12 protein-coding genes and 1 pseudogene are annotated in these 13,108 nt (G+C 68.3%); 9 read left to right on the top strand and 4 right to left on the bottom strand.

Annotated elements, in window-relative coordinates; genetic code table 11:
- Nucleotides 1-10: 10 nt before the first annotated feature.
- Complete coding sequence (locus OG251_RS01675) at nt 11-616, bottom strand: response regulator transcription factor (RefSeq protein WP_326675192.1); 606 nt, start codon at nt 614-616, stop codon at nt 11-13.
- Between the two features lie 588 nt (nt 617-1,204).
- Between OG251_RS01675 and OG251_RS01680 the strand changes: the two genes are divergently transcribed.
- The 9 genes and pseudogenes from OG251_RS01680 (at nt 1,205) to OG251_RS01715 (ending at nt 9,777) form a co-directional block, all read left to right on the top strand.
- Entirely contained in the window at nt 1,205-1,642 is a 438-nt protein-coding gene (locus tag OG251_RS01680; protein ID WP_326675194.1) for a hypothetical protein, read from the top strand.
- A gap of 286 nt (nt 1,643-1,928) precedes the next feature.
- Nucleotides 1,929-2,177 (top strand): hypothetical protein, encoded by a 249-nt coding sequence (locus OG251_RS01685; protein WP_326675195.1) that lies wholly within the window; start codon nt 1,929-1,931, stop codon nt 2,175-2,177.
- A gap of 289 nt (nt 2,178-2,466) precedes the next feature.
- A complete protein-coding gene (locus OG251_RS01690) occupies nt 2,467-2,883 on the top strand; it encodes a hypothetical protein (RefSeq protein ID WP_326675196.1) in 417 nt (138 codons plus the stop codon).
- 339 nt (nt 2,884-3,222) lie between these two features.
- On the top strand, nt 3,223-3,630 hold the full coding sequence (locus tag OG251_RS01695; protein WP_326675197.1) for a YciI family protein: 408 nt from the start codon (nt 3,223-3,225) through the stop codon (nt 3,628-3,630).
- An 8-nt stretch (nt 3,631-3,638) separates the two neighbouring features.
- Nucleotides 3,639-4,784 (top strand): RNA polymerase sigma factor, encoded by a 1,146-nt coding sequence (locus OG251_RS01700; RefSeq protein WP_326681118.1) that lies wholly within the window; start codon nt 3,639-3,641, stop codon nt 4,782-4,784.
- A gap of 278 nt (nt 4,785-5,062) precedes the next feature.
- Nucleotides 5,063-7,750, top strand: coding sequence for a DNRLRE domain-containing protein (locus OG251_RS01705; protein ID WP_326675198.1), 2,688 nt, complete (start codon nt 5,063-5,065; stop codon nt 7,748-7,750).
- Nucleotides 7,751-7,762: 12 nt separating this feature from the next.
- Nucleotides 7,763-8,092, top strand: a complete 330-nt coding sequence (locus tag OG251_RS01710) for a hypothetical protein (protein ID WP_326675200.1) — start codon at nt 7,763-7,765, stop codon at nt 8,090-8,092.
- Nucleotides 8,093-8,465: 373 nt separating this feature from the next.
- A pseudogene (locus OG251_RS44930) lies at nt 8,466-8,693 on the top strand (alpha/beta hydrolase); the annotation flags it as partial.
- 700 nt (nt 8,694-9,393) lie between these two features.
- The gene (locus OG251_RS01715; RefSeq protein ID WP_326675201.1) at nt 9,394-9,777 is read left to right on the top strand and encodes a DUF402 domain-containing protein; all 384 of its coding nucleotides are present in this window, start codon (nt 9,394-9,396) and stop codon (nt 9,775-9,777) included.
- Nucleotides 9,778-10,008: 231 nt separating this feature from the next.
- Here the strand turns inward: OG251_RS01715 and OG251_RS44935 are convergent, their stop codons facing one another.
- The 3 genes from OG251_RS44935 to OG251_RS01730 form a co-directional block, all read right to left on the bottom strand.
- Nucleotides 10,009-10,353 (bottom strand): transposase, encoded by a 345-nt coding sequence (locus OG251_RS44935; protein WP_442818298.1) that lies wholly within the window; start codon nt 10,351-10,353, stop codon nt 10,009-10,011.
- A gap of 54 nt (nt 10,354-10,407) precedes the next feature.
- Entirely contained in the window at nt 10,408-10,803 is a 396-nt protein-coding gene (locus tag OG251_RS01720; protein ID WP_326681119.1) for a hypothetical protein, read from the bottom strand.
- A 602-nt stretch (nt 10,804-11,405) separates the two neighbouring features.
- The gene (locus tag OG251_RS01730; RefSeq protein WP_326675203.1) at nt 11,406-12,002 is read right to left on the bottom strand and encodes a hypothetical protein; all 597 of its coding nucleotides are present in this window, start codon (nt 12,000-12,002) and stop codon (nt 11,406-11,408) included.
- Between the last annotated feature and the right edge of the window lie 1,106 nt (nt 12,003-13,108).

The raw sequence follows: 13,108 nt of genomic DNA on the forward strand, positions 1-13,108 counted from the left end.
TGCGGGGGGCTCAGATCCAGCCGGCCGATTTCGCGAGCCTGATGGCATCCTGCCGATTGCGCGCCCCCGACTTCCGGATGGCGGCCGCCAGGTAATTGCGTACCGTCCCCGCTGTCAGATTCAGCCGGGCCGCTATGCCGGCCACGCTTTCGCCGCTCTCGGCCAGCGCGAGCACGCTCACCTCGCGAGGCGATAACGGCATGTCGGCCACCTGCAACAGCCCGAATGCCAGTGACTCGTCGATATGACGTCCACCGTCCGCGAGTTTGTGCATCACCTCGGCCAGATCGTCCACCGGGCGGAACTTGTCGATGTAGCCACGGGCGCCCGCCTCGTAGGCCCGCCGCAGCCCGCGCGGACGGTCACCGCGGGTCAGCACCGCCAAAGGACAGGGTCGGCCGTCCGGCCCGGTCAGTGGCTCCACCTCCTGGAGCACATCCATGGCGTCCGGACAGTCGAGATCGGTCAGGAATACGTCCGGGCATCTCCCGGTCAGCGCCGCGCGTATCGCTCCCCGCTCAGCGGTCCGTACCTCGATTCCCTCAGCCGCACGGAGCAGGGAGGCCAGCGAAGCACGCCACAGCGGCACTGCGTGAACCAGCAGAACGTTTGTCATCAAACTGCCCTCAGCATTTCTCTCCCGACATGCGCATCGCAGAGTGCGATAGCACAGGTGCACCGGGTGACGAGTCTCCAGTGGAACGCATGGTCATTCACGTACGCCGAGGAATGGGCGGAATACCGCGTCGACCTGGACGCGGAAGGGGGCGTGCGGTAGTACACCGGGAGCGCACATGGCCAAGGCGCCGTGAGCCGAACGCCTTCGAAAGCGCCCGCGCACGCCCCCGTTCAGTTCGCACTCCCCCGGTCGGTTCACGCGCCCCAGACCTGTTCACGAGCTCCCCGCCACCTTGCCCACCCCGCTCCCTGCAAGCGCGCCGAGGACGCGCCGGATTGATCTATCCGGACACCAACTCTCTATATATTCCGCCTACTTCACGTAACCAGCCGGGGCGACGGTTCGGGCATGACGTTCGATCAGGAGTGGGCCGGCCTCGTGTCCGAGGCGAAGGAACGGCAATCGGCCGGGATGCGGCTCAATACCGGGAGACACCTCCCGGCACCCCGGGGGCCGGTTCGCCCTACGGCCTGGTGGTCACCCAGGACGACCTGGGCGCGGTCGGCAACCAGGCCTTCTTGCTCCATGCCGAACTGCGGAAGAAGGCCGGCATCGCCCGGCGCGGGCAGTGACGCCGGCGGAACCGGCTCGACCGCGCAGGCGGCGAAGGAGCTGTCGGCGCACAACATGACCATGGGGGGCGAGTTGTCCACGACGCTCTCGGTCTGGGACTCGCAGGTCAAGACCGTCCTGCAGATGTGCGCCCATATCTCCACCCACCTGAACTACTCCAAGAAGCCCCACGCGAAGGACGACGAACTGATCGAGGCCTCCATGCTCGGCACGGCCGTCGGCGGCTGGAAGTCCATGGCCGACGAACCAAGGGCTGCGCACCGAGGTCTACGACAGCTTGGTGCCGATGTCCGATTCGGCCAAGTGGGAAGGCGTCAACGCCACGGTCTCCAAGGATTTCGTACGGGCACCGCGAAGGGGTTCCTCGATCTGCCCGAGGCGACCCGATGAACGCCGGCCACGCCACGTACACCTCGCTCGACGAGGACCAACTGCCGCGCGCCATGAACCTGGCGTCGCTGGGCGGGAAGGCCACCGACCCGCAGCGAGGCGGGCCGCGGCGCCTTTGGGAGTCGCTGAGCCCGGCCCCGCGGGGCGAGCTGTGGATGGCGCGCAGGGACGATCTGCTGGCGGCGGGGTCTGCGCGATCCCACGGTGAAGCGAGCCGCGCCGGATGCCGGATGCCGGATGCCGGATCGGGGCCGTACGACGTCAAGTCTCCGGGCCTGAAGGACCGGTGGGCGAGGGAGAAGATGAAGTCGCTTTCGCCCTGCCCACCAAGGACGTCGATGCTTGTCTGTTGCCGTTGAGGCCGGAGGGAACCGAGATGGTCCCGAACCGGCACCCCGAGGAGAAGGGGTACGAAGCGGCAGTCGGCTTCTCGCATCTGGGTCTGGTGGAGCCGGAGATGCTCGTCAAAGGGCTGCGAGAAGGCGGATTCTGCCCGGGTGACGTTGAATCGCCCTACGGCAAGGATGTGCAGTAATGTGTCGACTTTTTCGCGCACGCATGCGAGCCGGGTCGTACGCGGGTGTACATCGGGTCGACGATCGAGTCAGGTGTGACGCCTCGTCCGGCGGTGCCGGCAACGTAGGAGACGACACAAGCGGCGGCCGGACCGCGTCCTGTCGGTTCTCCGGCAAGCCGCTCGCGGCGCGTCGCTGCGACCTCACCCGAACGTTTCCTTCCCGGAACCTTCCACCACGCGGTCCAGTCGGGACCAGTCAGCAAGACTTCAGCTTGTCGTTCACGTTCATTTCCTCAAAGGTGTGGGGATGGAGCAGACGGTCTTCGAGTCCATCGGGTACTCCGCTGAGTGCCAGGACTGCGGTGAGGAGTTGGAGTGCTGGGGTGTCCAGGCCCTGGTGGACGGATTCTTGCGCTGGGACACGGAGTCCATGTGCTCGGCCTGCGGGTTCGCGGTGGCCGCATGTGGTGGTGACCTGCCTGCCGAACTGCGGGGCCGGCTGCTCTCCGAGCGTGGGCCGGCGCGGCTCGGTGTCGATCCATCGGCCAGGAATGCCGCGATCATGCGCGTTCTGCGTGCGGCACTGGGCCTTGGTCTGGCTGACGTCAGGTCCGTGCTGAATGAGGTCCTGGAGGGAGCCCACTCCGGCACGATGCCCGAGATGGAGTTCCTGGCTCGCAGGCTGCGGGCGTCTGGCATCGACGCCGTTGCCGCTCGGCCGTAGGACGCCGACCAGCCGAGTCCGGCGGGCTGATCAACTCGTCGGTCCGGGTTCACCAGGGCGCGCCCGTGCCACACGTACAGTGGCGCACGCGAAGTCGCCTGTTCGGCTGTTCGATCTCTGCCGGCCCTGGAGGGCCTCGCTCCGTCCCGCCCTCGCGCCACAGGGCAGACCCGGACACCGCGAGGCGGGGTAGTAGACCAGCACACCGCGAGACGGCTCACGCGTACTCATCCACGAGAGCCAGAAAAAGCGGGCGGCGATGTCGAGAACCTGTGGACGGCTCCGTCCCTGTAGTGAACGCGGCCACCATGGGCCGCACCAGTACCGAGGAGAACCACGATGGCCAAGTACCTGCTGCTGAAGCACTACCGCGGTGCCCCGGCTGCGGTCAACGACGTACCGATGGACCAGTGGACGCCGGAGGAGATCTCCGCGCATGTGCAGTACATGAACGACTTCGCGGCCCGGCTGGAGCAGAAGGGCGAGTTCGTCGACGGTCAGGCACTCGCGCCCGAGGGTGCGTGGGTCCGCTACGACGGTGAGGGGCGCCCACCGGTCACCGATGGACCGTTCGCGGAGACGAAGGACCTCATCGCCGGCTGGATGATCATCGACGTCGACAGCTACGAGCGCGCCGTCGAGCTGGCCGGGGAGCTGTCGGCCGCCCCCGGGGCAGGTGGCAAGCCGATCCACGAATGGCTTGAGGTGCGCCCGTTCCTGACCGCGCCGCCCACCGTCACGGAGTGACCGCGCGGATGAACGAGGCCCTGCTGAGGAGCCTCACGCCGAGCGTGCTCGGGATCCTCGTACGCCGCGGAGCGGACTTCGCGGCGGCCGAGGACGCCGTGCAGGACGCTCTTGTCGAGGCGCTCCGGGTCTGGACCTCCGACCCGCCGCGGGACGCCAAGGGCTGGCTGGTCACCGTGGCCTGGCGCAAGTTCCTCGACGCGACGCGGGCCGACGCCGCCCGCCGTCGGCGTGAGGACCGCGTCGGGGAGGAGCCGGAGCCCGGATCGGCGCCCGCGGTGGACGACACGCTCCAGCTCTACTTCCTGTGCGCCCACCCGTCACTGACACCGGCATCGGCGGTCGCGCTCACGCTGCGCGCCGTCGGTGGGCTGACCACCCGCCAGATCGCCGAGGCCTACCTGGTGCCCGAGGCGACCATGGCGCAGCGCATCAGCCGGGCCAAACGCACCGTCTCCGGCGTGCGCTTCGACCGGCCCGGCGATGTCGCCACCGTGCTGCGTGTCCTCTACTTGGTCTTCAACGAGGGCTACTCCGGCGACGTCGACCTCGCCGCCGAGGCCATCCGGCTCACCCGGCAGCTCGCGGCCGCGATCGACCACCCGGAGGTGGCGGGACTGCTCGCCCTCATGCTGCTCCACCACGCCCGGCGTGCGGCCCGGACCGCGTCCGACGGCAGCCTGGTGGCGCTCGCCGATCAGGACCGCGGCCGGTGGGACACCGTGTTGATCGCCGAGGGCGTCGGGATTCTGCAGGCGGCCCTCGCCCGCGACCGGCTGGGCGGGTTCCAGGCCCAGGCCGCCATCGCGGCACTCCACGCGGACGCGCCCACCGCCGAGGAGACCGACTGGGTGCAGATCGTCGAGTGGTACGACGAGCTCGCGCACCTGACCGACAGTCCGATCGTCCGGCTCAACCGCGCGGTCGCCGTCGGGGAGGCCGACGGACCGCGCGCCGGTCTGGCGGCGCTCGCGGCGCTGGAGCCCTCACTGCCCCGCCACGCCGCGGTGGCTGCGTACCTCCACGAGCGCGACGGCGACCTGGCGACGGCGGCACGGCTGTACTCCGAGGCGGCCCACAAGGCACCCAACCTCGCCGAGCGCGACCACCTGACGCGCCAGGCCGCCCGGATCAACGCCCGCCGGTGCCGCTGACGGGGCGCGTTCCGGATCCGTCAGCGGCACTTGGCGCGGCCCCGTGGCCGGGAGCGGTCGCCTCCCCGAGGCATGGATACGGCCAGGACTGACATCCCAACTTACTTTCTTTGCTGAGCAGTTGCTCCGGCTCCGGAGCGACGTCGACCCATGGGCACAAAGCACCAGTTCAGACTTGGACATGGGGTGCAAATATGTGCTTATATCGCCGACGTAAAGAAGCTTTGCTAACCGCAATGATCTGTGCGGCCGGCGAGCTCAGCAAGGGGAGTGCATAAGTGAAGACGACTTGGCGCGCGGGGAGCGTCGCCTTGATCACGGCAGGGGCGGTTCTGCTGTCCACGCCGTACCTGGCCGTTGCGGACGGCCGCAGCGAGAGCGCGGAGTCCGAGGAGGAGAAGGCGGTCACCGAGCTGCTGGACGCCGCCGCGGAACTCGTGAAGAACCCGATCCGCGAGGCAGAGACCGCCGAGGCGGCTTTGACCGCTGCGAAGATGCAGGACCGCCGAGTCGAGGTCCTGCAGATGCGTACGGAGACCGACACGGTCTACGCCAACGCGGATGGCACTCTGACCCGGACCTCCGCAGCCGGACCGGTCCGCATGGTCAAGGACGGCCGCTGGGTGGACGTCGATCTCGACTTCAAGCACACCGCCGACGGAGACGTCGTGGCCGCCGCACACCCGGAGGGTCTGCGGCTGGCCGGCGCCGGGGGCACCAAGGCACGCTCCTTGAAGGCCGCCGCGGCGGCCCCGCAGGACACCGCCCGTGACCTGGTCGTGCTCGGAAAGGGCGACCAGAAGATCGCCATGCAGTGGAAGGGCGGCCTGCCCGCCCCGCAGCTGTCCGACAACACGGCCACCTACCCCGAGGCCGTGCCCGGGGGCGATCTTGTCGTCGAAGCCACGCGCACCGGCTTCGAGCAGTACCTCAAGCTGCGCAAGGCCCCGCAGGACGGCGCCCCCTTGGTACTGCCGCTCGTCCTCCCGGAGGGCATGCGGGCCAAGGCCGCGGCCGACGGGGGCATCGACTTCCGCGACGCGTCCGGCGAGACCGTCGCGACGATGCCCGCGCCCACCATGTGGGACAGCCAGGTCGACCCGCGCTCGCTGGAACACACCAACCGCAGGAAGGTCGCCATGGAGGTGACCCAGTCCGGCAACACCGCGCAGCTGAGCCTGCGGCCCGACACCGCGTGGCTGCGTGACGAGCACACCCAGTACCCGGTCGTCATCGACCCCTCGACCGATGCCCTTGATGTCCTGTTCGACACCTTCGTACAGGGTGGCGACACCACTGACCAGTCGGTGAACACCGATCTCAAGGTCGGGTGGCCCGGCGACTACGAGGGAAGCACCAAGCGCGTCGCACGCTCCTTCCTCACCTTCCGCACCTCCAACTTCGCCGACGCGCTTGTGTCGAAGGCGTCACTGAAGATGTGGAACTACCACTCCTGGTCGTGCGAAAAGCGCGACTGGGAGGTATGGGCAGCGGGCACCGCGGACAAGAACACCCGCTGGACCAAGCAGCCCGCGCGCCTCGAAAAGATCGCCACGTCCTCGGACACCAAGTCCGCGGCGTGCAAGACCGAGGGCTGGGCCACGGCCGACATCACCAGGCTCGCCCAGACCTGGTCCTCGGCCAAGGCCGAGACCGGCAGCGTCGCGCTGAACGCCGCCAACGAGTCCGACACGTACGGCTGGAAGCGCTTCTACTCCGCCGACGCCGCCGACCAGACCAAGGTCCCCACCCTGGAGGTGACCTACAACTACCGGCCCCGCAACGGTGCCAACCTGCAGGCCGGTGCGCCCTTCATCTCCAACGGCGGCATCTTCAAGGTCAACACCACCACCCCGATCCTGCGGTTCTCCACCGAGGACACCAACGGCGACGACGAGATCATCGGCACGTACGAGATCACCGACATCGCCACCGGCAAGGTCGTGGCCACCGTCAACGCACCTGCGGCGGCATCGAACGCCACCTCACAGCTCAAGGTGCCCGCGGGCAAGCTCGCCTCCGGCAAGACCTACAGCTTCCGCACCACCACCTTCGACGGCGAGCACTACGCCAACGGCTGGTCCGACCCCGTGCGCTTCACCGTCGACACCTCCTGGAAGCCGACCGCCGCCGAGAACACGCTGGGTCTGGCCAACACCTACTCCGACGCGGCCGACATCACCGCGGCCACCTCCTCCGACTCCACCTACGCCTCCATCGCCGTGACCGAGGACAACGTCGTCTCCGTCCCCTGGGACGGCAAGAACAAGTCCATCGACATCAAGAACGGCATCATGCCCAACCAGCTCTCCATCCCGGAGGCCGGTTCCCAGGGCACCCAGGTCGGCGGCAACGTCGTCTATACCTCCACCGGCCCCGTCGACACCGTGGTGCAGCCCACGGCGGACGGTGGCTCGCGCACGCTGAACATCCTCAAGAACAGCACGGCGCCCAAGGTCTACGAGACCAACTTCCAGATTCCGGCCGGCATGTACGCCGTCACGCACGACGACGGCTCGGTCTCCCTGTACTCCACAGGCGACGACAACGCCGACAAGGCCCCCGCGAAGGAGGCAGCCGCCTTCTTCGACGCCCCCTGGGCCAAGGACGCCCAGGGCATGGACGTACCCACCAGTTACAAGGTCGTCGGCAACAAGATCGTCCAGAGCGTGGAGTTCTCCTCCGCCAGCGCCTTCCCCATAGTGATCGACCCCGGATTCTGGTCGACCACCTGGAAGATCACCAAGTGTGCGGCGGCCATCGCCGGCGTCGTCTTCAGCCTGACCCCGATGGGCTCCTCGACCCGCATCTGGACGGCCGTCCGGCTGGTGAAGCGGATCGGCGTCAAGAAGACGGCGAACCTCATCCGCACCTACGCCAAGCACCGCAAGATGACCTCCGCCCACCGCAAGGCCGTCACAGCGCTTCTCGGCATCACCGCGATCAAGAACGCCTGCAAGTTCTAGGAGCCGTGCACCATGTTCGCTCTCACAGCGCTGCTGGCGCAGCTCACGGTGATCTTCATCCACCGGGCGAAGAACAAACCTCGCTCCCGGCCCGACTCGTACGCGCTCTGCACCGCCCTGTGCCTGCTCGGCATCGCGATCGGCTGGCTGGCCATCGGCCGCCCGGAGATCACCTGGGACGACGGCCCGCTCGTCCTGATCAGTGGTCTGCTGATCACCGTCGAAGCGGCCGACGCGACAGTGAAGCTGGGCGCGCCCCGATGGGCGGACAAGGCGGTGTGCCTCCTGTGCGGGGCGGCGGCCGCGACGTGGATGGCGCCCGGCTGGATCCCTTGGGCGTAGCCACGGCGAGGGGCCGGCGACACCGCCGTCCCCGCATGTACGCGTGAGGAGGGGCCCGTGATGTCGGACAACTGACACCACGGGCCCCTCTTCGCGTGAGTCGGCGGGTCCGGGCCGCGCGCACGAGCGACGGTCGGGCAGAGGCCCCAGGACGCATACGTCGGGGTGAAGCACAGCTCGCCCCGCCACGCAGGGCTTCACCTCGGAAAGCGACGGTGCGGCCCGAGCAGCTCTGCGCAGTGCTCCGACTCCGTGGCATCCAGCCACGCCATCCACGCAAGAAACCAAGTGACGGACCACGGCGACCTCTGCTGCTTTTCCGGAGGCCGTGCGAGAGAACGAGGAGGTGGTACCCGTGAACGCAGTGCGGCTCCCCCGGCTGGTGGCCCGAGCCCGGCACTACGCGGCGCAGTACGGCTTCGCGGTGGCGGCCATCGACGCCCCCGGGGCACGGTGACCGGCCCCGTTCCGCCGCGCTGAGCAGTCACGCGCCGACCTGCGCCGGGCATCACAGGCCGGCGAACCGCTCGCCGAGATCCTCGACGCCATGATCGTCCCGCTGGTCGAACAGGCGGTCCCGGAATGGCGGACCACCCTGGACTTCCCGCCTCCATCGACTTCGATACAGCAGCACCCGGCAACCCCCTGGGAGATCTCGGGTACATGTCCTGGACCTGGTGCATCTCCTCCAAGCCGCAAGCCCCGTCCCCCACGCACAGGCACGGGCACAGGCACAGGCACAGGCACAGGCACAGGCACAGGTCAGGATTCTGGCCGACTCCTACGGGCTCGATACCCCAGCGCGGCAACCTCGTCGACGCCATCCTCGACCGCCAGAACCGCAACGCCCTCTGGTGGCACCACCATCGCACCGCTCCCGACCGACGCGAGGCCGGCAGCGAGCAGATCCTCGCCCGGATCGCCTGGTCCCGGCGTGAACACGAACACACAGCCGCCAACCGGGCTGTCTTCGCGAACGCTCTCCGCTGACCGGGACCGTATCGGGGCTGCGGGAGTCGCCTGGTCGGACAGGAGTGGAACTCACCCCGGAGGCGCGACAGTTCCGCGTGATCAGGTACGACGAACCGCTCGGACTCCGAGGTGGAAGACCAAGCTGGGCGACGGCCGCGGTGGCCCGTGGCAGGCTGGGCGCCATGACTGACTCGATGGCATCCCCGGGACAACCAGTGACCGTCCTACGGGACGGCAGACTTCGGGCCGCGGGCCTCAGGTGGGGGGACGTCGTCGCCTATGACTGGGGCTTCGAACAGCAGGGACAGCACTACATACAACGTAGCTTCGTGTTGCTCGACGAGGGGATCCAGATCTGCCAGCCGGTCCTCTTTCCTCCTGAGCAACAGGGCTGGTGGTACTGCGATCTGGTGGCTGTTGTCCAGGACGGTGGGCTGCTGCGGGTCGACGACCTGTGGATCGATGTCATCGTCGGGCCGCCCGACCACCCCTACCGCGTGCTCGACCTTGACGAATACGCTACGGCCATGGCCGACGGCCAACTGAGCCCCGCCGAGGCCACGGACGGCCTGATCCGCATCCAACGCTTCCTGGACCGACGGCTGAACCGCCGACACGAAGTAGAACGCAGCTGGCCGGACTTCCCACCCGCCGAGGTCAAGGCCGTGCTGTCCATCGACCTTCCTCGCGACTGGACGCTGATGGAGAGCTAAGAGGTCACACAGGTGGGGCTCGGTCCGGCAGCAGAGATCGGCCATGCATCACCATGCGTCTCGGCTGTCGGCCATCGGCGTAGTGGGGCGCGGCCTACGCTGATCCAGTGTCGGACGACAGCGAATCGCTGAGAGTCCCGGGCATGGACGAACCGGGCATTGACGTGGACCTGGGGCCGACCAGACCTGGGCCATCCGCTTCACGGAGAGCAGGCTCCGGCCGGCGAGCCCTCACGGAGTCCTCACGACCTTCAACGGAACGCGGCCTGTCGACGTCCAGGGCATCGAGGACGACAATGAACCGCTCGTCCCACCGCGTCCTGCGGCGAGGACGTGTTCGCGCGGACCGACCGGGCCAAGAGCGGTAGCACGGCAGCAGTCGGCGTTCACTCCGTAAGCAGTGTCCGCGACCAGTACCGCGGGCCGTAGTCCGACCGAGGCCGGTACGTCGAGCATGTCCCGCGCGACCTGCCGCTTCGGCCGGTGATACCCGCGCTCGGGGATCCGGCGGCGGGCCTGACGGTCAGCTACTTCAGCTTCTTCCCTGCTGCGGGGCAGGGACACATGCCAGGGCATACCCCGGGCAGGACCGGGTCACCAGCACGACCGCGGGTCTTGTACGTGCTCTGGCTAGTGCCGGTCCTCTCCCCTGCCCAGGCCCGTCCGGACCAGGAAGCCGGGGTCCGCGTCCCACGGCGGGGCAGCGATGTGTACCCGCTGGGTGCCGGGGATGCCCGCCTCGGCGAGGACCCCGCCGCGAAACATCCACAGACCGAACAGGTCGTCGTCCTCGTCGTGCAGCATGACCTGCACGCATTCGGGTTCGTTCCACGGCAGGGACTCCAGGTCCTTGAGCACGCCGCGGCGCCGGTTCCACCGCTCGAACTCGATGTGCCAGCCCTCTACGAACCAGGGGATCTGCACGAAGCAGCCGCCCCAGGTGCGGGTCTCGTCCGGCCGCGTCAGCGGCTCCATCACCTCGTCCTCGTACCGCGCCAACACGATGACCTGCGCCATTCTGCTCATGGCCACATGTCACACCGTGCCGGGTACCGAGAGCAATCGTTTTGGGACCCGGAGCTGTCGGGGCTCCTCCTGTACGTGGACTCCGCCACCCAGGGCTTGTCCGGTCGGTCATGTTCGGAGCCGTAGGGTGAGAACTGCGGCGGTCGCGCGCTGATGCACCCGCACGAGGTGGAGTCGATCGAGATGTCCCAGGCGATCCCACCCGCCGCGTCGGCCTCGGCCCGGAGCGCGATGAGCACCGCCGGCAGCGGAACCTGCATCGGGCGCGGTTGAAGCGCGGCGGCCCTGGTCTCCCGCGCGGAGCGGTCTGACCTGCAAGGTTCACTTGCCGGCCGACCGACCGCTGCCGTCAGCTGTCGTTCGTCGACACCTCGGACAGACCGCCAGCAGCCCGCAGTTTCCACCGTGTTGGCCGTGTTGGCCGGGATGCGGGTGCGCGGGCCGGACGTCCGCGCAGCCGACCTCGACCTGGCACCGCGGCCGACGACACGTCGTACTCCACTCGTGCCAACCGCGCCCACCTGCGGAGACGGAAGATCAAGGGCTGTGATCCCTGAGAAGGCGGACCAGGCGGCCAACCGGAAAGCGCCGACGTCTCCCACTCAGCGAGGGCCGCGCTTCTCGCGTTCGGCCTCGATCAGCTCCTCCATGAGGTCCTCCGGGTCCACCGTGTACTCGGTGTCATCGAGGGCGTCGTAGTCCTGTGTGCTCAGCGGTAGGCCGAGCTCGGCGAGTTCGGCAGCCAGTTGTGTGAACGCGATGCGCTCATCGGGCTCATCCTGGTAGCTTGCCTGCTCGGCGACTGTCCCCTCGGTCAGGGTGAGGCCGACCAGGCTCCAGAAGCTGAACTCGGTGTCCAGCTCTATGAGGTGCCAGGCACGGTCCGTGGGTTCGTCGGGGTGCAGCCAGTAGCCGATCCACCCCTTTCCGCCCTTCGCCACGAGCTTGACGTACTTGGCCATCTCCGCCGTTCCGGCGTTGACGGCCTGCATCTCCGGGTCCGCGAGTTCCTTCTCGCTCAGATAGCTCGTGTCCAGGAGCGGGTGGACTTCTCCCGTCTCGAAGAAGTCGAGGCCGAGGAGATGGGTGAAGTCGGTGCGGCCTTCCCACTGCGCCACCAGCAGCACGCGCAGGTCGTCGGGTATGGGCCGGCCGTCCAGCCGCTCGCGGGAGAACTCGGCGAGCCGTTCGTCGTACATGCGCCCTCTCCAGAGGTCGAAGCAAGATCCTCGCGCCAACGTAGCAGCGGTGTCCGACAAGAGGCCGGAGACGCCGACGACTGCCGACCACCCCGTGCTCCGGATTCGGAGCAGGTCCTGAGGCTTGTCCCGCAATGATCGCCTGAGGGGTGTGAACACCGTCGGCAGGCGTGCCTGTTCGGCTGTCCGGCGAGGGCGAGGCTGCGCAGTCGGGCGATGCCGTGCATGGCGTGGTGAACGCCGTCGCCCTTCAATCGGCAGTGCTGCTCACCTCACCGGCCCCACGAACGACACCGTCCCGACGTGGGATGGCTGACCATGCACCGGGCGATGCCCACAGAGGCCGACTAGCCGAAGGTGTGCCGGTCACCAGTTCTTCTTCCCGGCGGCCCGCGGGTCTGCCTCGCGAGCTCCACCCGCTGATGGCATGGCGGGTCGTGCGGTACACGCCGTCGGCTTGTTACCGGCCCGCCCAGGGGGAGGAACACGGCGGAACACATCGGCATCCACGGAAGTCGCCGTGCGTACGGTGCCGATCGAGAAGATCCTCGAACGGGCCCTGGATTCCTTGGCCCGGGGCGTGTGCCACATCGGTTCCGGCAGCCCCCGCGCCCGCCCCGCCGAACCCCGGGCGGGCGTGGCGTTTCTGGCTCCGGGAGTAGCCCTCCCACCGCGCCGCCAACCCGTGCCCCGTCAGCGCCGCCCGGTTCCGCAAGCACACCACCACCGGCCGGCCTCTCAGGACCCATCGACCGGAACGTCCCGATGCGCAGCAGGGCCCGTCTCCTCCCGCGCCACCACCGCCCTCCTCCCGGAGGCGGGGAAGTCGGTCGGGCGGGCCCGATTCCTGGCCATTGCGAGGACCCGGCCAGCGAAGTACCCACCCGAGCGCGCCCATGGCCGATAACAGCGCCGAGAAAGGGCCTATCCAGTCACCGCGCAAGCACCTCTCCCGAAAGAAGCGGCCTTTCCCGAGGTGACCCGAGCAACATTCCAGCCATTCCCGCTCGGTAGACAGTTTACGAGGTTTTCACAGTGGTAACGCGAGAGGTTCGAGGGACTCAAGTGACGTGTGTGGTTTCCTATCGGCCCGAACAGTTGGCCGG

Source organism: Streptomyces sp. NBC_01237 (assembly GCF_035917275.1).
Classification (GTDB): domain Bacteria; phylum Actinomycetota; class Actinomycetes; order Streptomycetales; family Streptomycetaceae; genus Streptomyces.